This is a genomic window from Embleya sp. NPDC059237 (assembly GCF_042754105.1).
GTDB lineage: Bacteria > Actinomycetota > Actinomycetes > Streptomycetales > Streptomycetaceae > Embleya.
Map to the genome: position 1 here is coordinate 480877 of NZ_JBHZAE010000003.1, position 20702 is coordinate 501578.

Annotated in this window: 19 protein-coding genes; 8 read left to right on the forward strand and 11 right to left on the reverse strand. The window is 71.0% G+C overall.

Going from position 1 to position 20702, the window contains the following annotated elements; all coding sequences use genetic code 11:
- Nucleotides 1-5: 5 nt before the first annotated feature.
- Together ACFXKZ_RS12760 and ACFXKZ_RS12765 are read right to left on the reverse strand one after the other, a co-directional pair.
- Nucleotides 6-917 carry a DUF2797 domain-containing protein gene (locus tag ACFXKZ_RS12760; protein ID WP_379999448.1) on the reverse strand — a complete coding sequence of 304 codons (912 nt, stop codon included), beginning with the start codon at nucleotides 915-917 and terminating at the stop codon, nucleotides 6-8.
- A 430-nt stretch (nucleotides 918-1347) separates the two neighbouring features.
- Nucleotides 1348-2604 carry an alpha/beta hydrolase family protein gene (locus ACFXKZ_RS12765; protein WP_379999451.1) on the reverse strand — a complete coding sequence of 419 codons (1257 nt, stop codon included), beginning with the start codon at nucleotides 2602-2604 and terminating at the stop codon, nucleotides 1348-1350.
- A 42-nt stretch (nucleotides 2605-2646) separates the two neighbouring features.
- Between ACFXKZ_RS12765 and ACFXKZ_RS12770 the strand changes: the two genes are divergently transcribed.
- Nucleotides 2647-3180 carry a helix-turn-helix domain-containing protein gene (locus ACFXKZ_RS12770; protein WP_379999453.1) on the forward strand — a complete coding sequence of 178 codons (534 nt, stop codon included), beginning with the start codon at nucleotides 2647-2649 and terminating at the stop codon, nucleotides 3178-3180.
- 128 nt (nucleotides 3181-3308) lie between these two features.
- On the opposite strand, the gene ACFXKZ_RS12775 is transcribed toward ACFXKZ_RS12770, so the two are convergent.
- From ACFXKZ_RS12775 to ACFXKZ_RS12790, 4 genes are read right to left on the reverse strand one after another with little or no spacing between them, the layout of a single operon-like run.
- Complete coding sequence (locus ACFXKZ_RS12775) at nucleotides 3309-4889, reverse strand: acyl-CoA synthetase (protein ID WP_379999455.1); 1581 nt, start codon at nucleotides 4887-4889, stop codon at nucleotides 3309-3311.
- A gap of 2 nt (nucleotides 4890-4891) precedes the next feature.
- On the reverse strand, nucleotides 4892-5797 hold the full coding sequence (locus ACFXKZ_RS12780; protein WP_379999457.1) for an SDR family oxidoreductase: 906 nt from the start codon (nucleotides 5795-5797) through the stop codon (nucleotides 4892-4894).
- Entirely contained in the window at nucleotides 5794-6498 is a 705-nt protein-coding gene (locus ACFXKZ_RS12785; protein ID WP_379999461.1) for a nitroreductase family protein, read from the reverse strand. The genes ACFXKZ_RS12780 and ACFXKZ_RS12785 overlap by 4 nt, the downstream gene beginning before the upstream one ends.
- A 35-nt stretch (nucleotides 6499-6533) precedes the next feature.
- On the reverse strand, nucleotides 6534-7709 hold the full coding sequence (locus ACFXKZ_RS12790; RefSeq protein ID WP_379999463.1) for a CaiB/BaiF CoA transferase family protein: 1176 nt from the start codon (nucleotides 7707-7709) through the stop codon (nucleotides 6534-6536).
- Nucleotides 7710-7921: 212 nt separating this feature from the next.
- On the opposite strand from ACFXKZ_RS12790, the gene ACFXKZ_RS12795 reads away from it, so the two are divergent.
- From ACFXKZ_RS12795 to ACFXKZ_RS12815, 5 genes are all read left to right on the forward strand, one after another.
- Nucleotides 7922-8548, forward strand: a complete 627-nt coding sequence (locus ACFXKZ_RS12795) for a TetR/AcrR family transcriptional regulator (protein ID WP_379999465.1) — start codon at nucleotides 7922-7924, stop codon at nucleotides 8546-8548.
- A gap of 18 nt (nucleotides 8549-8566) precedes the next feature.
- Nucleotides 8567-9739 (forward strand): cytochrome P450, encoded by a 1173-nt coding sequence (locus ACFXKZ_RS12800; RefSeq protein ID WP_379999467.1) that lies wholly within the window; start codon nucleotides 8567-8569, stop codon nucleotides 9737-9739.
- 212 nt (nucleotides 9740-9951) lie between these two features.
- Complete coding sequence (locus ACFXKZ_RS12805) at nucleotides 9952-11655, forward strand: serine/threonine protein kinase (RefSeq protein ID WP_379999470.1); 1704 nt, start codon at nucleotides 9952-9954, stop codon at nucleotides 11653-11655.
- 113 nt (nucleotides 11656-11768) lie between these two features.
- Nucleotides 11769-12629, forward strand: coding sequence for a hypothetical protein (locus ACFXKZ_RS12810; RefSeq protein ID WP_379999472.1), 861 nt, complete (start codon nucleotides 11769-11771; stop codon nucleotides 12627-12629).
- A gap of 311 nt (nucleotides 12630-12940) precedes the next feature.
- Nucleotides 12941-13129 (forward strand): DUF397 domain-containing protein, encoded by a 189-nt coding sequence (locus tag ACFXKZ_RS12815; RefSeq protein ID WP_379999474.1) that lies wholly within the window; start codon nucleotides 12941-12943, stop codon nucleotides 13127-13129.
- A 635-nt stretch (nucleotides 13130-13764) separates the two neighbouring features.
- On the opposite strand, the gene ACFXKZ_RS12820 is transcribed toward ACFXKZ_RS12815, so the two are convergent.
- The 5 genes from ACFXKZ_RS12820 to ACFXKZ_RS12840 all read right to left on the reverse strand — a co-directional run bounded on the left by ACFXKZ_RS12820 (nucleotide 13765) and on the right by ACFXKZ_RS12840 (nucleotide 18312).
- Entirely contained in the window at nucleotides 13765-14676 is a 912-nt protein-coding gene (locus ACFXKZ_RS12820) for a helix-turn-helix domain-containing protein (RefSeq protein WP_379999476.1), read from the reverse strand.
- A gap of 223 nt (nucleotides 14677-14899) precedes the next feature.
- Complete coding sequence (locus ACFXKZ_RS12825) at nucleotides 14900-15838, reverse strand: TauD/TfdA dioxygenase family protein (protein WP_379999478.1); 939 nt, start codon at nucleotides 15836-15838, stop codon at nucleotides 14900-14902.
- A gap of 43 nt (nucleotides 15839-15881) precedes the next feature.
- A complete protein-coding gene (locus ACFXKZ_RS12830) occupies nucleotides 15882-16571 on the reverse strand; it encodes a TetR/AcrR family transcriptional regulator (protein ID WP_379999480.1) in 690 nt (229 codons plus the stop codon).
- Nucleotides 16572-16688: 117 nt separating this feature from the next.
- Nucleotides 16689-17120 (reverse strand): hypothetical protein, encoded by a 432-nt coding sequence (locus ACFXKZ_RS12835; RefSeq protein ID WP_126640807.1) that lies wholly within the window; start codon nucleotides 17118-17120, stop codon nucleotides 16689-16691.
- A 220-nt stretch (nucleotides 17121-17340) separates the two neighbouring features.
- On the reverse strand, nucleotides 17341-18312 hold the full coding sequence (locus tag ACFXKZ_RS12840; protein WP_379999482.1) for a hypothetical protein: 972 nt from the start codon (nucleotides 18310-18312) through the stop codon (nucleotides 17341-17343).
- Between the two features lie 311 nt (nucleotides 18313-18623).
- Between ACFXKZ_RS12840 and hemL the strand changes: the two genes are divergently transcribed.
- Nucleotides 18624-19940 carry a glutamate-1-semialdehyde 2,1-aminomutase gene (hemL, locus tag ACFXKZ_RS12845; protein WP_379999483.1) on the forward strand — a complete coding sequence of 439 codons (1317 nt, stop codon included), beginning with the start codon at nucleotides 18624-18626 and terminating at the stop codon, nucleotides 19938-19940.
- Nucleotides 19941-19942: 2 nt separating this feature from the next.
- Nucleotides 19943-20623 carry a histidine phosphatase family protein gene (locus ACFXKZ_RS12850; protein WP_078976776.1) on the forward strand — a complete coding sequence of 227 codons (681 nt, stop codon included), beginning with the start codon at nucleotides 19943-19945 and terminating at the stop codon, nucleotides 20621-20623.
- The last annotated feature ends 79 nt before the right edge of the window (nucleotides 20624-20702 follow it).

Below are 20702 nucleotides of genomic sequence, written 5' to 3' on the forward strand. Positions count from 1 at the left end.
ACGCGCTAGAACAGGCCCTCCTGGACCGAGCCGTCCGGGGCGCGGCCGGTGTCCAGGGGCTTGAGGGTGAGGCCGGAGGGGGTGCCGCGGGCCGGGGTCAGGTGCCAACCGGTGAGCAGGCGCAGGTCCACGAACAGCGGGCCGGTGTCCGTGGTGATCAGTGCGTCGTGGCCCGCCACGCAGGTCAACTCGCCGTACAGCAGCGCGTTTTCGGTGAGGCCGGTGACCTGGTCCCGGGTCGGCGGCGGGGCGTCGGTCAGGCCGTAGAAGCGGCTCAGGTCCTGGACGTCGCACGGTGCGGGGGTCATCGTGTCCGGAAGCAGCGGGGTCAACCGGGCGTGTGCGGCGGTCAGTTCGGCCGGGGAATCCAGCTCGCGCGGGCGCCACCAGGCGGTGGTCTTGGCCCGGTGCGGGATACGTTCGCGGACGGTGCCCGTGGCCGAGCATCGGCGTTCGGTGCCGCGGACCGGGATCAGCGGGCCGTGGCCGAGCCAGGTGAACATCGGCGCGCCCTGGTCGGCGAGGCGGGCCGCGCGGCGTTCGGTGGCGGTGAGGCCGACCTTGACCAGGCCGGGGCCGAACCAGGCGAGGTAGAGCGAGAACGGGCGTGGGTCGTCCATCGCCTGATCGCGGGCGAGTTTGCGGCCGGGGTCGGCGAGCGCGCATGCCTCGCACTGCGAGCGGGGGGCGGTCGCGGGCAGCGGGGCGAGGGTGGGGCAGGGGGTGCGGCGGCCGGTCTTGCGGCGGATGCCGACGCAGGTGCGGGGGCCGGTCAGGCGCCAGCCGATGGGGGCGCCGAGGGGTAGCGGTTGGCGGGACTGTTCGTCGCCGGGGCCGGTCAGGGCGAGGTGGGCGCGGCCGTCGTGCCAGTGGATGCCGGTGGCCAGGGGGCCGGTTCGCTGGTGGGGGACGGTCATCGCCACACGATACGCGAAACGCGCGGGGTGGGTCGGGGCTCGGTGCGGGTCGCGTGGCGACTTTGGTGTCTCCGGGTCGGCCTGTTTGTCCTCAAACGCCGGACAGGCTGGATTTGGGTTGGGTTGGTTGTACTTGTGGCGCGCGCTGTGTGGTGCCCGGTGCTTCCGCGCCGGACTGCGGCCTGTGTGTTCTCAAGCGGTGGGCGGGCTGGATTTGGGTTGGGTCGGTTGTACTTGTGGTGCGGGCTGTGTGGCGGCTGATGCTTCAGGGTCGCCCTGCGGTCTGCTTGTTTTCAGGTATTGGGCTGCGGGTCGCAGGGGGGTGGGTTCAGTGACAGCGGCCACCAGGAATTCCCCACGGACGGCCAGTTGCGGGTGTGACTGACGGTGACCGCTGTGGCTCGACCGCCGGCCTTGGACGTGGCCTTCCCTAATGTCGTGTCAGCCAGGTCGCGATCTCGTCGACCACCGCCGGGGCGACGTGTCCCGGCCTGGCGTACTCGGCTGGGGTCGGATGGCCACTGCCGGGCAAGAAGAGGTGGTTGGCGTCCTGGTGGATCCGGATCGCCACCTCGGGGCGATGTGCCAGGGCGCGCTGCCAGAGTTCCAGATCGTCGGCGACGGTCACCTGGTAGTCCCGCCCGCCCTGCAGGATCAGCATCGGGCAGGGCAGTGCGGCCGCCGTGGCCACTGGGTCGTAGGCACGCAGGTCGAGCCAGTAGGCGGCGGAGAAGCCCAGGGGCAGAAGTTCCGGCGCTGTGTTGGGAGCGAGTGCGGGGCCTGCCACCAACTCGGCCTGCCGGGCGAGCGCGGCCACCGCCTGATGGGCGCTCGGGCCGGGAGTGAGGTCCGCGAGATAGCGGGCCACCCGGACGGCCGCCCGGTGCATCGGCTGCGCGTCTGCGGCGAGCAGCACCAGGCCCGCGATCGACGGATCGGCGGCCGCGATCCGAGGTGCCGCCTTACCGCCCATGCTGTGGCCGAGCAGATGGATCCGGTCGGGGTCCACCTCGGGTTGCTGCCGCAGCAGTTGGACGGCGGCGAGGGCGGGAGGCAGGTACTCGTCGGCCATGGTGAAGTCGGCGGGCAAGCGGCCGGGGTGCGCGAAGGTCGGCTTGTCGAAGCGCAGCACGGCCACCTGGCGTGAGGCGAGACCCCAGGCGAGGTCCTTGAGCGGCTTGTTCGGGCCGCTGCTCTCGTCCCGGTCGAACGGCCCGCCGCCGGCGAGCAGGACCGCGGCGGGCCACGGGCCGTCGCCGGCGGGCAGGGTGAGCGTGCCGGGCACCGCGCGCGGCCCGGTCCCGAGCAGGACTTCGCGCTCGGCGAACCGGTCCTCCTGCGCGTAGTGCGGCGGATGCCACACAGCGCCACCGTACGGATCGAGTCGCAGCCCGTGCAGCAGACCGTCGCCACCGACCGACGTGACCACGGTGAAGCTCCCGTCGACGCAGGTGATCGCGATGCGTACCCGGACCGGGTCCGTCCCGCCGGCCTCGATCTCCGGCTCGTGGACCGCCTGGATCCCGCCGTGCCCGGCGGCCTCGGCCGCCCAGGTCAGCCGCAGCGCCTCAGTGGAGACCGCGGCCCGCAGCGGGGGCGCGAAGAGCTCCACGATCCGGTCGAAACACTCCGCCCGCAGCAGCGCGGCGAAGCCGCCCGCCACCTCCAGTACTCCATCCCCACCCATTTGCATAATTGAGAACGGTAGCAGTTGTGAGAAAATTTGGGCATGGACTCCCTGAAACTGCTGGCCCATCCCATCCGGCTGCGGATCGTGCATGCGATGGGCGGCGGACGGTTGCTGACCACCGCCCAGCTGTGCGCGCGCGTCCCGGAAGCCTCCAAAGCCACCGTCTACCGGCACATCGATCTGCTGGTCGGCGGCGGGATCCTGGAGGTGGCCGAGGAACACAGGGTGCGCGGAGCGGTGGAACGGCACTACCGGCTGTGCCGGGAGCGGGCTGTCATCGGGGTAGAGGTGGTCCGCGCGCTCACCCTCGACGAGCATCGGCAGGCATTCGCCACGGCGATGACCGCTCTGCTGGCCGAGTTCAACGCCTACCTCGACCGCGAAGAGGCAGACCCCGTGGTCGACCAGGTGGGCTACCGGCAGCACGCCCTCTGGCTCAGCCCGACGGAACTGACGGAGATGATCAGCGAGCTGCGCGCGGCCATCGCGCCAAGGCTGGCCAACTCGCCCAGCCCCGAGCGGACGCAATACCTGCTCAGCCCGATTCACTTCCCGGTGGAAGTTCCGCAGTAGCAAGCCGAGTGGCCGACGAGCGGACCCGAGCAGCCATCCCGTTGGCGATTACGCATCGTGACATCCGCGGGCAGATGACTCCCCGTCAACTGGCCGCGAGCAGGAAATCCGAGTCGGCCACCGACAGTTCAGGGGGTGGGTGTTGTTTGGGCTGTTGATTTGGCCCAGCGGTAGTCGGGTTTGCCGGCTGGGGTGCGGGGGATTTCCGGGACTATCACCAGATTGCGGGGGGTTTTGTAGCCGGCCAGGTGGGTTTGGGTGTGATTGGTGAGTTCCGGCAGGGTTATGGTGTGGGCCGGGCGTAGGGAGACCACTGCGGTGACTCGTTCGCCGAATCTTGGGTCGGGGAGGCCGACCACTACCGCGTCGTAGATTGCCGGGTGGGCCTTGAGGATGCCCTCTACCTCTTCGGGGAAGACCTTTTCGCCGCCGGTGTTGATGCAGACCGAGCCGCGGCCGAGCAGGGTTACGTCGCCGTCGTCCTCGACGCGGGCGTAGTCGCCGGGGATCACCCAGCGCACGCCGTCCGGGTCGACGTGGAAGGTGTCGGCGGTCTTGACCGGGTCCTTGTAGTAGCCGAGCGGGATGTGGCCGGTGCGGGCCATCCGTCCGGTCTCGCCCACTCCCACCGGGCGCAGGTCCTCGCCCAGGATCGCGGTCTTCGGCTTCATCGGGAACCGGCCGCCGGCGGTCTGCGAGCTGCCCGCGCCGAACTCCGAGGCGCCGAAGCTGTCGGCGATGTACAGGCCGGGGATCAGCCGGGTGAGTTGGGCCTTGACCGTGGGGGAGAGCAGGGCGCCGCCGGAGCCGATCACCTTGAGCGTGTCGACGGCGTACGCGCCGCTCTCCAACTCGTCCGCGATCGGGCGGGCCATCGCGTCGCCGACCAGCATCATCGTTACGCAGCCCTCACGGGCGACGGTGCGCAGGATCTCGGCCGGGTCGTAGCGCGGACCGGTCCACAACACCGCGGTGCCCGCGCCGAACAGGGTGATCCAGGTGATCCACTGGCCGTTGCCGTGCATCAGCGGCGTGGTCAACATCTGCACCAGCGGCGCGCCCTTGGCCTTCTCGGCGAGCAGTTCGGGGTCGGCGATCGGCTCGCCGCCGAAGTTCCCGCCGCCCATCGCCGAGCAGAAGATGTCGTGCGCGCGCCATTCGACGCCCTTGGGAAAGCCGGTGGTTCCGCCGGTGTAGACCATGTAGCGGTCGTCGGGGGAGCGCGGCCCGAAGTCGCGGTCGGCGCTCTCGGCCGCGAGCGCCGCCTCGTAGTCGATCGTGGCGTCGAGCGTGTCGTCGTTCTCGTCGGCCAGCACGAACACCGGCCCGAGCGCGGGCGCGTCGGCCCGCACCGCGGCGACCTTGGGCAGATAGCCGCGCTCGACGACCAGGGCCGCCAAGTCGGCGTTGTCCACGATGTAGCGCAGTTCCTCTTCCACGTAGCGGAAGTTGATGTTGATCGGCACCATCCGCGCCTTGAACGCGCCGATCATCGCCTCCATCCACTCGGCGCGGTTGCGCGAGTAGATGCCGATGTGCGCGCCCACCGGCAGACCCGCCGAGGCGAAGGCGTGTGCGGCCCGGTTGGCCCGCTCGTCCAGTTCGCGATAGGTCAGCCGTACCTCGCCCGCGACCAGCGCGAGCCGGTCCGGACATGCGTCGACCACCACCTCGAAGAGGTCGGCCAGGTTGAACACCCGCTGGGTCATTGTCAGTTCCCTTCCGCGACGATGCCGCGCAGGCCGTCCGCGCCGAAGACCGGCTCCAGGAAGGCCCGGAAGTCGGGCCCGCGGCGCAGGTGGTGGCCGCCGTCCACGTTGATGTTCTGGCCGGTGATCCAGGTCGACTCGGGGCCCACCAGGAACGCCGCGAGCGCGGCGATGTCCTCGACCCGGCCGACCCGCTCCAGCGGGGTGCAGGCCAGGTAGTCCTCCAGCACCGGGCCGCCGGCGGTGACCGCGCCGACCATGTCGGTGGCCACCAGGCCGGGCAGGATGCCGTTCACCCGCACGCCGCTCGCGCCGAGTTCGTCGGCGGCGAGCCGGACCAAGTGGTCGATGCCGGCCTTGCTCACCCCGTACGCGCCGAACCAGCGGTGCGTGACGGCGGAGGCGATCGAGGAGATGGCCACGAACGAGCCGCCGCCGCCCGCCGCCATCAGCCGGGCCGTGTGCTTGAGCACGAGCATCGTGCCGGTCAGGTTCAACTCGACCGTCTCGCGCCACTTGGCGGTGTCGATCCGGGTCAGCGGGCCCATCGTCGAGTTGCCCCCGGCGGAGGCCAACACCGCGCGTACCGGGCCGAGTTCGGCAGCCGCCGCCACCGCGGCCTCGACCTGCGCCTCGTCGGTCACATCGGTCACCGCGTACCCGACGCGCACGCCGGCCGCGGCCACCTTCTCCAATTCGGCCACCGCGCCGCGCAGCCGGTCCTCGCTGCGGCCGGCGATCAGCACATGCGCCCCGTCGGCGGCGAACCGCAGCGCGCAGCCGAGCCCGATCCCGCTGCCCCCGCCGGTCACCAGCGCCACCGAACCCCGCAGCGGCGGCTCGCCACGTGTCACCGCGCCCGCCGTGCCCGCCGCGCTCTCGGCGCTCGCCACGTGCTCCGCGCTCATCGCCCGGCTCCTTCCACATCGGTGGGGGTGTACGCCGCGCCCCCCGCGGGCCACAGCGGTGCCGGCACCTCGAAGCCGACCGGCTCGCCCCAGGTGTTGCGGTAGGCCACCTCGTGCGCCGGGGTTCGCGGTGCGATGCCCCACGTGCCGGTCGGGTAGCCGAACGACACACAGCACGCCATGTGCCAGCCCTCGCCGGCCGGCACGCCCAGGACGTCCGCCACCGCGTCGCGGTGCGCGATCCCGAGCACCGCGGTCAGCGCGCCACCCACCCCCTCGGCGCGCGCGGCCAGCATCGCGCTCCACACCGCCGGGAAGATCGAGCCGCCGGTGGGGTCGTGCCGGGCGAAGCCGAACAGGAACAGCGGTACCTGCTCGAAATTGTCCGCGAGCCACTGCGAGGAGCGGCGCATCCGGACGAACGACCGGCTCTCCGCACTGTCCGGATCCGCCTCGGCGGCGGCCACGCGCGACGCGTACACGGTCGTCCACAGCGCGTCCATCGCCTCCCGGTACAGCGGCCCGAGTCGGCCCTTGACGCCCGGGTCGTCCACCAGGAGGAAGCGCCAGGCCTGGGCGTTGCCGCCGCTGGGCGCGCGCACGGCCGCGTCCAGGATCCGGGCCTGGACCGTTGCCGGGATCGCGTCCGGGGCCACCCGGCGCATCGCGCGAGTGCTGTACAGCGCCTCGTGTAGTTCCATGGAATCCCTTACCTGTACTGGGTGGTGATGCGGCGTCAGACGACCGCGCCGGCATCCCGGAAGTGCTCGACCTCGGCCGGGGACAGGCCCCACGCGGCGAGCGCGGCATCGGTGTCGCCGCCGCCGGCGGCCGGGCCCGGGTGCACCGGGCGGGTGGGTACGGCGGCGACGGTGCGGGAGAACCTCGGCGCGGGAGCCGGTTCGGGCAGACCGTCGGCGTGCAGGAACGTGCCGCGGGCCACGTGGTGCGGGTGGGCCGGTGCCTCGCCGGGCGAGAGCACGGGCGCGAAGCAGGTCTCGGTCCCCTCCAGGAGCGCGCACCACGCGTCCCGGGTGCGGGTCGCGAACACCTCGGCGAGCCGGGCCTTCATCGCGGGCCAGTGCGCCGGGTCGTGTTGCCGGGCGAGGTCGGCGAACACCGGATCCTCGGCCAGCCCGAGCCGGTGGATCAACTCGGCCCAAAACCTCGGCTCGATCGCGCCGACCGCGACATAGGCGCCGTCCTCGGTCGCGTACACGTCGTAGAACGGCGCGCCGCCGTCGAGCATGTTGGTGCCGCGCGGGCCGAGCATGCCGGCGGCGCCCATGGTGAACCAGGTCGCGCCGAGCGTCGCGGCGCCGTCGATCATCGCCGCGTCCACCACCTGCCCCAGTCCCGAACGGCCGGCCTCCACCAGCGCGGCGACCAGGCCGAACGCGAGCAGCAGACCGCCGCCGCCGAAGTCGCCGACCAGGTTGAGCGGAATGCTCGGCGGTTGCCCGGCCCGGCCGATCGGCTCCAGCATCCCGGCCAGCGCGATGTAGTCGATGTCGTGCCCGGCGGCGGCCGCGAGCGGACCGGTCTGCCCCCAGCCGGTGAGCCGGCCGTACACCAGCCGCGGATTGTGCGCGGCGACCACGTCCGGTCCCAGGCCCAGGCGCTCCATCACGCCCGGCCGGAACGGCTCGATCAGCGCGTCGGCGTCCGCGCACAACCGCAGCGCCAAGGCGACGCCGTCCGGGTGCTTGAGGTCGAGCGCGATCGAGTGTTTGCCCCGGTTCATCGGGTTGCGCGGCGGCTTGGCGTAGCCCTTGCGGGCCTCGGCGGCGCGGTCGATCCGCAACACGTCGGCGCCGAGATCGGCGAGCAACATGCCGCAGAACGGGCCCGGCCCGAGGCCGACGAACTCCACGACGCGGATTCCCGCGAGCGGTCCTGCGGTGGCGGTCACGGCGGCTCCGGCGTCGATCGGGTGCGGAAGCGGGTCCGAAACGGGCCCGGAAATTACTGGAACACGTTCTCAGCAGATCTGACGAGACGTCAGACTAGACTTCCGTCTCATCCGTGGGCAAGATCGCCGCGGAACGAGTCGGCGCCCGATCCGACCGCCCGCGAACATCCCGCCCGACCCGCGTGCACGACCCCCACAGGACAGGCTCACCGGTGGCCGAACCCCGTACCGAATCGACGATCACCCTCACCAGATCGCTCACCCGCGACCAGCAGGCGCGGCGCGAGCGGCTGGTGCGCGCCGCGTGCGATCTCGCCCTGGAAGGGGGCTACGCCGCCGTCACGATGCACGATGTCGCCGACCGCGCGGGCGTGGCCCGGGCCACCGTGTACCGCTACTTCACCTCGAAGAACCACCTGCTCAGCGAGGTCTCGGCGCTGTGGATCGGCGAGTTGTCCGACGAACTCGCCCGTCGGCCGCTGCCCGCCGACCCGGCCGGGCGACTGGCCGCGCTGCTGTGCCGGATCGTCGAGGTGAGCGCGGAGAACCGCCTGTTGACCGAGGCGGTGGTGCAGGCCGCGACCGCGCCGGACCCGTCCGCCGGACAGTCCCAGGAGAACTTCCACCAGAGCATCCACCGGATCACCGGCCTCGCCTTCGGCGAGCCCGGTGCGGACGCGGACGGCGCCGCGGCGGCCCGACGGCACGACATCGAGACGGTGCTCGGCCACGTCCTGCTCTCCGGCCTGGTCAGCCTCACCGCCCGCGGTCGCGCACTCGACGAGGTCCAGGACCTGATGCGCACCGCCGTCCGCCTGTTCGTACCGCTCGACACGTGATCACCCCGGAGGCCTGCCGTGACGACTCCCGCGATCCGCGACATCCATCTGCTCGATCGGGACTGGTACGCCGGTGACCCGTACGCCGACTACGCCTGGCTGCGCGAGCACGCGCCGGTGTACTACAGCGAACGCGCCGGCGTCTGGGGACTGACCCGGCACGCCGACCTGTCCTGGGCCGAGCGCAACCCGGAACTGTTCTCCTCTGCCAAGGGCTCGCGCCCGCTCGGCTATCCGCAACCGTCGATGATCGACTCCGACGACCCGCTGCACTACCGCCGCCGCAAGCTGGTCTCGAAGGGCTTCACGCCCCGGCAGATCGCCTCGATGGAGGACCACGTCCGGGACATCGTGACCTCGCTGATCGACGCGATGCTCGCCGGCGGGCGCAGCGCCGAGCTGGTCCGCGCCTTCTCCGCGCCGCTGCCGATGACGCTGATCGGCGAACTGCTCGGGGTCGGCGCCGAACACCGCGACCAACTCCAGCACTGGGCCGACGTGATGGTGATGCTCTCCGACGGCGGCGAACTCAGCCACAAGGCCGGCGAGGCGTTCACCGAATACGTCGCCTACACGACGCAGGTGATCGAGGACCGGCGCAAGACCCCCTCCGACGACCTGATCGGGATCCTGGTCGACGCCGAGATCGACGGCGGGAAGTTGTCCTTCGAGGAGCTGATCGGCGAGTCCCTGCTGCTGCTCGTCGGCGGCAACGAGACCACCCGCAACGTGATATCCGGCGGCATCGCCGCACTGCTCGCCGACCCCGGGCAACTGTCCCGATTGCGCGAGGACCCGACGCTGATCCCGAGCGCCGTGGAGGAGTCGCTGCGCTGGGTGTCGCCGGTGGTCAACATGGCCCGGCACACGACACGTGACGTGGAGCTGCACGGGACGGTGATCCCGGCCGATTCGACGGTGATGATGCTCTACGGGGCGGCCAACCGGGACGCCGAGGTGTTCGCCGACCCGGAGCGCTTCGACGCCTTCCGCTCGCCCAACCCGCACATCGCGTTCGGGAGCGGACCGCACTTCTGCCTCGGGTCCTCGCTGGCCAGGCTGGAGATCCGGGTGGCCTTCGAGGAACTGCTGCGCCGCCTGCCGGACCTGCGGTTGGCGCCCGGCGCCACGCTCGCGCACGGGCCGTCGTCGTTCATCCGGGGGCTGGTCGAACTGCACGTGGAGTACTGAGCCGGCGGCGGCCCGCCTCCCCGGCCCGGCCGTCGTCCCGCCTTTGGCCCCGTCCTCCGCCCCGCCTTCCGCCCCGACTTCGGCCCGGGTCCGGTCCGGGTCCCGGTGCGAGGGAAGCACCTCGGATCAGGGTCGAACCGCTCGTGATCCGCCCGCGCAAAGTGGACACCCGCGTATTCTCGGGCCAACTGCCGGACGACGAGGGGGGCGCCGTGAAACCGCTCGAACCCGCGGATCCGCGGCGGATCGGCGGATACCGGGTGCTTCGCGTGCTGGGGGCCGGCGGGATGGGCCGGGTCTACCTCGGCCGCAACCCTGGCGGTCGGGTGGTCGCGATCAAGGTGGTGCGCTCCGAATGGGCGGACGACCCGGGATTTCGCGAGCGGTTCCGGCGCGAGGTGGACGCCGCACGGCGGGTCGGCGGCGCGTGGACCGCGCCGGTCCTGGACGCGGACACCGAGGCGGACACGCCCTGGGTGGTCACCGGCTACGTGGCCGGACCCAGCGTGTACGAGGCGGTGTCGGGCCGCGGTCCGCTGCCCGAGGAGACCGTACGCACGCTGGGCGCGGGCCTGGCCGAGGCGCTGACCGCGATCCACGCGGCGGGCCTGGTGCACCGCGACATCAAACCGTCGAACGTGCTGCTGTCCCTGGACGGGCCGCGTGTGATCGACTTCGGCATCTCGCGCGCGATGGACGCCTCGGTGCTCACCCGGACCGGGCACACCGTCGGCTCGCCGGGCTTCATGTCGCCCGAGCAGGTCGACGGGCGCGACATCGGCCCGGCGAGCGACGTGTTCTCGCTCGGCTCGGTCCTGGTGTTCGCGGCGACCGGTACCGGGCCGTTCGGCGAGGGCAGCGGCCAGGCGCTGATGTATCGGATCGTGGCCCAGGAGCCGCGCCTGGACGGCCTGCCGGAGTGGTTGCGCGAGGTGGTCGTGGCGTGCCTGACCAAACACGCCGGATCCCGGCCGAGCCCGGCCGAGGTGCTGGCGGCGCTGGCGCCGCAGGGTACGGGCGACCTGGTCGCGGGGAACTGGCTGCCGGCGGACCTGACCGCCGCGCTGTCCCGCCGCGCGGTCGAACTCCTGGAACTGGACGAGGACGGACCGCAGGATGCGCGCGGGTTCGTGGCGACCGGCAGCGGATCGCCCACGTGGGACGACCGGCCGGCGGGGGCGCCGACGGAGCCGACCGGGCCGACGCATGGCCCGGCGGAGTCGGTCGGTGCGGCGTACGCCCCGCCGGGGCCTCCTCCGCCGTCCGCGGCCCCGCAGTCCGCGATCCCGCAGGCGCCGGGTGCGTCCGCGTTCCCCGGGGCGCCCGAGACGTACGGGGCGGACCACCCGCCGCCCCCGAAGCACGCGCGCCGGATCGCCCCGTGGGTGTACGCGCTCGTCGCCGTGCTGCTGGTCGCCGGCGGCATCACGGCGGCGCTGCTGTGGCAGGGGGGTGACGAGAAGGACAAGCCGACGGCCGCACACGACGGCACCTCGGGACCGTCGTCCTCGACGGATTCGTCCCCGGACCCGACCTCCCCCGGCAAGGTGTCCCCCGGCTCCGCGACGGACACCCTCCCGCAGTCCTACCGCGGCACCTGGACCGGCAGCACGACCTCGGACTACGGCACTGTCACGCAGGTCACCGTCACGCTGACCGGCGGCAAGGTGAGGGACGGGAAGGTCGGCGTCACCAAGCTGACCGGTATCTCGGCCGACTGCGACGCCGACCTGGAACTGCTGTCGGTGTCCGCGGACAAGGGCGTCGAACTGACCAGCCATCTGACCCGCAACCAGGGCTGTGTGGACGGCCGGGTCTTCGTCAAACAGCTGACGCCGACCACGATGTCCTACGAGTCGCCGGGCGACAGCCCATGGACCTCGACCTCCAGGGGACAACTGACGAAGAAGGGCTGACCCCGGCCGGGAACCATCGTTCCCGACCCATGCGTCAAACTGGACACCTGGCGAATGCGGAACGGCCGTCGGGCCGGTAATGCCCGGTCGAGTGGGGGATGGCGAGTTCGGACATGCGGCACAGCCCTGAGAACGCGGACGACGAGCACGGCGCCGACGTGCTCGACGAGCGTTTTCGCGAACTCGTGGTCGAACTCGCCCCGCAGGTGCCGCTGCCGCCCGTCGCGGGGATCCGCCGGGTGGTGCGCCGTCGGCGGCTGCGCAACCGGGTCCTGGCCACAGCGGCCTCGCTGGTGGTCGTCGCGGGTGGGGTGACCCTGGCGAGCACCGGATTCGGCGGTGACGACGCGAAGCCGACGCACCGGGAACAGGCGGCCGTGACCCCGAGCGTGCCCCCGTCCCCGGCGGTGACGTCGGTCGGCCCGCCCACGGCGTTGAGCGAGACCTTCTACCCGACCGCCCAGGAGTTCCCGGCGGTGGCCGGGATCTACGACAACTGGCAGGTGGTGGAGACCCGCGAGGCGATGGGTGAGGAGCTGGGTCCGTGTGCCTCCGACACGATCGCCGGCCTCGGCGCGGTACAGACCGAGGAACGGCTGTACCGGCACGACGGACAGGGCGGCGGCCTGGTGCGGCTGGTCCGCTACCCGGACGAGCGCACCGCCGTGGTGGCGGTGGCCGACTTCACCGGCGGACTCGCCGGCCCCTGCCCGGCGAGCAACCGACCCAACGCGATGGCCGACGGCTCGTTGCGGATCACGGCGCTGAACGCGGAGGGCTCCGCCTGGCGGATCCAGGGCCTGGTCAGTGGCGAGGACCAGTACGCGGACTTCGGCGTCGTGCGCAACGGCCCGGTGGTGGCGGTGGTGCAGGAAACGACCATCGGTCCGGTGAAGGCGCCGCCCACGGATGGGTTCCTCCGGTTGGTCGACACCCTCCGGAAACGACTGGGAAAGCCCGGGTCCGGCCCCTGATGTTCCGAATTCCAGCTTTTCGTCGGGCAATACCGCGGGCAATAGGCGACCCGGGTCGTCGAATGCTGCGAACAGGTGAGCGACGCGGCAATCCGACACCTGGCTATTCGCCACTCGGGCGAGCCGGCCGGATTTCACGCGTACGGCCCAGGGTGTATGCAACGCCGTGGCCGACAACAGGCGCTAAGCTGTGCGCGCGCCCTCGAAGTCGGTCAACCCGCAGAGGTGTCCACCCTGCATGGAATCACCCTGCACGGAATCATCCGGCTGCCGGCTCACCTATTCTCATCGGCTCTTTTCGGAGGCAATGCATGGCGGAGTTCGAGCCGCTGGGAAGCGCATGGCGCAAGAGCACCAAGAGCGCGGACGTGAACTGTGTCGAGGCCAGGCACCAGGACGAGGTCGAGGTCAGGGACTCGAAGGCGCCGGTGTCGCGGCTGGCTTTCGGGGCCGGGTCCTGGGGTTCGTTTCTCCATGCAACCGGTCGTTCGGCGAACTGATCCGGTCGCTCCCGGCGACTTTGCACGCCGATACGTGAGGCGGCCTGCCGTTCGGCAGGCCGCGATTGATATGGGCGCAGGGCCCGAGGACGGGTTTGGTATCCGTTACCCGATGAGGGTGAGCAGTCCGGCGGCCCGGAGCGTGTAATAAAGCGCTCCCGCTGTCACCGCGGCCACGGCTACCAGCAGAAAGATCACGCGGAGCATCCTCTCGAAGTCGTCCTGCACGAGTTCACCTCCTTTCCCCGATCAGGCGTCCTTTCATGTAGACGGTGTGTACCGTGCAAGGGCGGGGAGGACGGCGTTGTTGCCCTCATCTGTGATTGTGCATGCGGATGTCCGCTTTCGCCAGAGTGAGTCGAGTCTGCTATGCGTGGTCCCACGCAAAAAAGAACGAGTTGTCCCGATAAGTCATAAAAACTGACCTCGGGACAACTCGTTCGAAGCCTCGCAGTGGCCGCTGCGAAACCGTGCTGCTCATCGACATCGAGCAACGGATACGTACCTGTCATTATGCGCAGGGATGTGCAATCAGCCAAGTGGCTCTTGGCATGTAATCAACTCGCGTCGTGGCTCCGCGCGTGCTGTCGGCCGGCCTGCTGCCACAACGCCCGGTAGACCCTCCCCAGCGCGTGCTAATCCGGGGGATCGATGCCGGTGGGTGGCGGAGTCGAGCCCGGTGCGAAGCGTTCGAGCGCGGCGTCCAGCATCACCGGCGCGTGCTCTCGTGACGCGAGTTGTTCCAGGCCCCAGAACGTCTCCAGGTAGGAGAGCGGGGAAACGGTCGGCGGGTCCTCCGGGTTGCCCTCGCGGATGACGATGTTGCCGGAGGGGGTCTCGATGAACAGCACCGCCTCGTCCTCGAGGTCGGGAAACTCCATGAGCTGGTAGGCGATGCGGGCCCGGTGGTACAACCCGGACTCGAACGGCACCACCCGGATCGTGATGTTGGGCCACTCCGCGTACTTGCGGATGCGGCGGATCTGGTTGCGCATGACCGCCGGACCGCCGACCGCGCGATGCATCACGCTCTCGTCGACGATGAAGTGCAGTGTGGGCCCGTCGGGGCGCATCAGCCGCTCCTGCCGGTCCATCCGCAGGGCGACGTTCTCGTCCAGCGCGGGCCCGGCCGGCGTCATCACCCGGAGCACCTCGCGCGAGTATTCCTCGGTCTGTAACAGGCCGGGGACCAGGATCGGTTCGAAGTTGCGGATGACCGTGGCCGAGGACTCGTAGCCGAGGAAGACCTTCGCCTCCGCGGTGAGGATGTTCCGGTAGGCGTACCACCAACTGCGCTGCTTCGACGCCCTGGCCATGTCGATGAACTCGGCGACCCGGGCCGGCTCCACCACGCCGTAGTGCTGGAGCAGGGCCTTGAGGTCGGTGGTCGAGATGTTGACCTGACCGGTTTCGATCCGGATCAGCTTGGAGAGCGACCAATCCATCTCCAGCGCAACGTCCCGTTGGATGAAACCGCAGGCCTCGCGCGTCTGCCGAAGCAGGGCGCGGAGCCTGCGTCCCTGGAACATCGGGTCCCGTGTACCCATCGGCCGCCCCCCAAAGGTTGTCGGCAGCGATCTCGCATCCAGCGAGGGCGCAGAACGGGTGGTGCACAAATGCCACCCGGAGAACAGCATCGCGTCGAATCGGCCGACGCGACAAGCCCTCACCGAGGTCCGAAGCGTGCGGATCCGGCGCCTGGTCGGTCGACGCGGCGCCGGATCCGGGGGATGTTCGCGCAAGGGGGTCGAGCGGGGCCCGCGGGGGCGATCAGCCTTCCAGCGCGAAGGACTCGGCGCCGTCGGGGCCGACCGGCTTCGAGCCCTGGAGGGTTACCCGCTGCATGGAACGGCGCATGCCCGGCGGCACGTCGGTGGGTACGAGGTGTACCGTCGCGCGGTTGTCCCAGAACGCGATGCTGCCCGGCTGCCACCGGAAGCGCACGCTGAACTCCGCGTCGGCGATGTGCGCGTAGAGCATCTCCAGGACGTGGGCGCTCTCCTGGCGGGTCAACTCCCGGATGTGGCTGGTGAAGTTCGGGTTGACGAACAACACCTTCTCGCCGGTCTCCGGGTGCACCCGCACGACCGGGTGCACCGCGCGCAGCCCGTCGCCCAGGAACTGCCTGCCCAGCTTGCTCTGCATTTCGCCGCGCTTGATCGGCAGCGCGTTGTGGTGCACCGCGTGCAACCCGTCGACCAACTCCTTGAGTGGGTCGGACAGTCGCTCGTAGGCCAGGGCCAGGTTGGCCCACTGGGTGTCGCCGCCGTACGGCGGCACGATCACCCCGCGCAGGATCGACGCGGTCGGCGGGTCGGGGATGAACGTCACGTCGGTGTGCCAGCGGCTCTCCACGAAACCGCCGCCGCCACCCATGCCCAACTGCTGGTTGTCCAGCAGCAGGATCTCCGGGTGTTCGGGGAAGGCGGCGGGCAACGTCGGGTGTCCGGGGGCGAGTTCGCCGAAGGCGCGGCCGAACGCCTTGTGCTGTTCCTGGGTCAGGTGCTGGTCGCGGAAGAACACCACCTTCCACTTCAGCCAGATCGCCCGGATCTCGGCGACCGACTCGGCGCTCAGCGGCCGGGACAGGTCGACGCCGAAGATCTCGGCGCCGATGTGCCCGGCCATCGGCCGCACTTCCAGGCCGAGCGCGGCGGCCGCGGCGGGGGTGGGGTCCTCGTACGTGGGCTGGTCGATGATGCTCGTCATGGCCGAACCTCCTGAGCCGAAGCGAGGTCCCGTGGCGGGACCGCTATGCGGATGGGTCGAGCGCGGCCGCGGTCCGGGCGGAGACCGGGGCCAGATAGAGCGCGACGGCGGTGTCGGTCAAACCCGCCAGGAAGAGCTCCCGAGCGGTCGGGGTGTGCCGGCCGGGGTGGTGCAGCGCCATCTCGCGGTCGGCGAGGGCGTGGGTGAGGTAGGACGACATCAACAGCCAGCGGTCGTCGCCCAGTTGCGGGGGCACATCGGCGAGCAGGCCGCGCAAGCGCTCGCGCACGGTGTGGATGCCGCGGGTCCACTCCTCTCGGGCGAGATCGCGGATGGCGGTGCCCTCCAGGAAGGCCGCGTGCACGCAAAAGCGCAGATACCAACTGGGTTTGCCGACCTCGCCGAGGGTGTCGGCGAGCGGGTACAGGAACGCCTCGACCAGGCCCCGGGCGTCGTATCCGCGTCCGGTGGCGTCGAGTTCGTCCAGCATTGCCAGGCGGCGCGCGTTCACCGGCTCCATCCGATGCCGGAAGACGGCGTCCACCAGGGCTTCCTTCGACCCGAAGTGATAGCGCGCGGCGGCGGTGTTGCGCTGCCCGGCCTGGGCGCCGATCTCGCGCAGCGAGACCCCGTTGATGCCGCGTTCGGCGAACAGCCGCTCCGCCGCCTCGATCATCAAAAGGCGTGCGCCGGCGCCGCGGTCCGACGCCGAAGCGCCGTGCGTCCCTGTCATGGCCGCACGTTAAACCGCGTGGGTTGATAACTCAAGTGGGTTAATCGAACCCGCTCGCCGGATCCCCCGTCGGATCAGCCCGTCGAACCGGGCCCGCCGCACCCCGGCGGCGGGCGCTCAGGAGTGCATCAGGCAGTACAACTGGTGCCCCGCGTGGTGCAGATCGCGGGCGAACTTGGTCCAGTCGTGCAACATCCGATACAGCAGATACGCGTCACGCGGCACCCGGCGATCCGGGAACGTCGACCAGATGAAGGCCGCCGCGCCCAACTCCTCCTCGGTCGCGTTGCGCAGCACGTCCATCAGCATCGGCGGCAACTGCATCACCGCGTGCGCGGGATGCAGCACGACCAGCTCGAGCGGTGGCGTCGCGTCGGGCGGGGTGTCCCCGAGCAGCGACAACACCATCGCGCTGACCGTCTCCGGCTTCACGATCGACACGTAGGAATTGGTGGGGCGTTCGACCGTGTCGGTCGGATCGATCAGCGGTGGCACCCGCGCGGCGGTCGCGCGATCGGGTGCGCCGAAGTACTCATATGTCACGCCCACGTGTGCACCTCCCGACCATGGCCGGTTCCGTGACACGTGCGCACACCCGTGGCGCCCGACGCCATCGCTCCCTGCTCGCTTGTCTCGGTCTGCTCGCTTGTTTCGATCCGAGGGGGATCGGGGGGACTCGTTGAAGATCGTCGCAGGTCGCGCGGGCTTCCCATACCGCGGTTGGGTAACAGGTGTGCACCACTCGGAACCGGTGCCGCGCCGGCATGCGTCAGGACTCCCGGCCAGGCGGCCCGCCCGCGAAGATCCGCGCGAGCGACATGTCGTTCAACGCCTTGACGAAAACCCCTGTTCGCACCGAACCCGCCGAACGCGCGGTGATCTTCACCACGTTCGTCCCGACCACCTCGGCCCGGACGTCGGTGAGCATCGCGTTCCACGGCACACCCTGCGCGGTCGGCTCGCCCCCGGTGAACACCCCGCGCAGCCGGTCGGCCTCGGTCCGGGCGGCCTGTTCCGACTCCCGGGACACGCACAGCACGTTCGTGCCGGGCACCCCGGCCTTGCCCGTCACACCCACCGCGATCCGGGGCCCGCTCGGCTGCTCGCCACCGCCGGCGCGGTCGGTGAGCACCGCGGCCAGCGGCCGATCCAGACAGTCGGCCAGCGCGCGGGTGGTCGGGTCGGCGCCGAGTCGGGCGCCGCCCCGGGACAGGTCGGCGCCGAGCAGGGTCGAGCCGTAGCCGATCTGCCGGTCGGCGACCCGCACCGCGTTGAAGTGGTCGACCACCGACGGCAGTTTCTGTGCCAGCGCGTCGTCGACGGACAACTCGTTGTCGGCGCGCAGGCGGTACACGCTCGCCGCGGTCGGGTCCGGCTTGCCGCCCAACTCCTTCAGCTTGCCGATCACCGCGCCCTTGTCGAAGCCGCCGGCGATCACCCCGCCCTGCTGCGGCGGCCGACCCGCCGACCACGCCTCGTTCGTCTTCGCCGGATCGAAGCCGAGCGCCGGCGCCACCTGGGGCCCCATCGCGGCCAGATCGGGATAACCGGTGCCGAGCAGCGCGCCGTACGGTCCGGTCGTGGCAGTGCCGCCGTTGGCCTTGGCGATCGCAGCGGTGTCGCCGTATTCGAACCAGCCCCGGGTCGACGCGTCGTCGCGCACCCCGTCCAGCGCACCGCGCAGGCCCGTGGACCCGGCGTCGTGGGAGCCGCCGCCGCACGCCGCCGTCCCGGCCAGCATCAGCAGCGTCGCCAGTGTCGGAACGAGGCCGCCGGCTATCCGCCCGCGTCGCCCGGACCGCCCACTCCGACGTGTTCTCGCCGCCACGCGCGCACCCCGATCGTCGTGCTGCACCCCACCGGACATGCCTCACCCGTGGGCACGAGTCCGGGTGGTCCGATCATACTGCGCCATACCCCCGGTTTCGCTTCCCGGATCCCCGGGAACCAACGCGAATCCGCGCACACCCGCTCCGGTCGCCGTCGACCCGCTGCGCCCGGCGCCGCGGTGGGGAGCCGAGCGGGTCCGGATTTGTTTGAGAGCATGGCCGGGTGAGCTCTGCCAACGAGAACCCCGCACCCGCCTCCGCCGCCCTGTTCGCACGCGCCCGGGCCGTCACCCCCGGCGGTGTCAACTCGCCGGTGCGCGCCTTCCGCGCGGTCGGCGGCACACCCCGCTTCATGGTCTCCGGCACCGGTCCGTACCTGACCGACGCGGACGGCCGCGAGTACGTGGACCTGGTCTGCTCGTGGGGCCCGATGATCCTGGGCCACGCGCACCCCGCCGTCCAGGAGGCCGTCCGCGAGGCGGTCGCGCGCGGCACGTCCTTCGGCACCCCCGGGGCCGGCGAGGTCGAACTCGCCGAGGAGATCGTCTCCCGGATCGCCCCGGTCGAGCAGGTCCGCCTGGTCAGCTCCGGTACCGAGGCGACCATGTCCGCGATCCGGCTGGCGCGTGGCTTCACCGGCCGGGCCAAGGTGGTGAAGTTCGCCGGGTGTTACCACGGTCACGTCGACGCGCTGCTCGCCGCGGCGGGCTCCGGCCTGGCCACCTTCGCGCTGCCCGACACGCCCGGGGTCACCGGCGCCTCGGCCGCCGACACGATCGTGCTGCCGTACAACGACCTCACCGCGGTCGAGTCGGCCTTCGCCGCGCACGGCACCGAGATCGCCTGCGTGATCACCGAGGCCGCGCCGGGCAACATGGGCGTGGTCACCCCGCGTCCGGGCTTCAACGCCGGGATCAAGGCGCTGTGCGAGCGGCACGGCGCGCTGTTCGTCTCCGACGAGGTGATGACCGGCTTCCGGGTGTCCAAGGCCGGCTGGTTCGGTCTGGAGGGTGTGGTCCCGGACCTGATCACCTTCGGCAAGGTGATGGGCGGCGGCTTCCCGGCGGCGGCCTTCGGCGGGCGCTCCGACGTGATGTCCCAGCTGGCCCCGCTGGGCCCGGTGTACCAAGCGGGCACGCTGTCGGGGAACCCGGTGGCCACCGCCGCCGGCGTGACCACGCTGCGGCACTGCACCGACGCGGTGTACAAGCACCTGGACCGGGTCTCGCTCGCGCTGCGCACCGAGGTGTCGGCGGCGCTGGCCAAGGAGGGCGTCGCGCACACGGTCTCCACCGCCGGGAACATGTTCTCGATCTTCTTCACCGACGTGCCGGTGCACGACTACGACCAGGCGCGCACCCAGGAGTCGTTCCGCTTCGGCCCGTTCTTCCACGCGATGCTGGACGCGGGCGTGTACCTGCCGCCCAGCGCCTTCGAGGCGTGGTTCCTCTCGGCCGCCCACGACGACGCGGCCGTGAACCGTATCCTCGACGCGCTGCCGGCCGCAGCCCGCGCCGCAGCGAGTGCCCAGGAGAACTGACGATGGCTCAGAAGCCGCAGACCAACCGCGACGTGACGATCGTCCACCTCATGCGCCACGGCGAGGTGCACAATCCGCACGGCATCCTGTACGGCCGCCTGCCCGACTACCACCTGTCGGAGCTGGGCCTGAAGATGGCCGAGCGGGTGGCCGACCACCTGGCCGGGCGCGACATCACGCACGTGGTGTCCTCGCCGCTGGAGCGCGCCCAGGAGACCGCCGCGCCGATCGCCGGACGGCACTCGCTGGAGATCGCCACCGACGATCGCCTGATCGAGGCGGAGAACATCTTCCAGGGCAAGACCTTCGGGGTCGGCGACGGTTCGCTGCGCAACCCCGGGCACTGGAAGCACCTCACCAACCCGTTCAAGCCCTCGTGGGGCGAGCCGTACATCGAGCAGGTGGTGCGGATGATGGGCGCGCTCGGCGCGGCCCGGGACGCCGCGCGCGGGCACGAGGCGGTGTGTGTGAGCCACCAGTTGCCGATCTGGGTGACCCGCTCGTTCGTCGAGCGGCGGCGCCTGTGGCACGACCCGCGCAACCGGCAGTGCTCGCTGGCCTCGCTCACCACGTTCACCTACGAGGGCGACAAGATCGTCTCCGTCGGCTACAGCGAGCCCGCTCGGGACCTGCTGCCGGCCAAGCTCGCAGGCAAGAAGCAAAACAAGAGTTTCGGGGCATAGCCCCCTATTTATTTGGGGCGAATCGGGATGATTTAAAGCGGTGTCGGCGGCACGACGGACCCCGAGTGGAGCGGCCGTG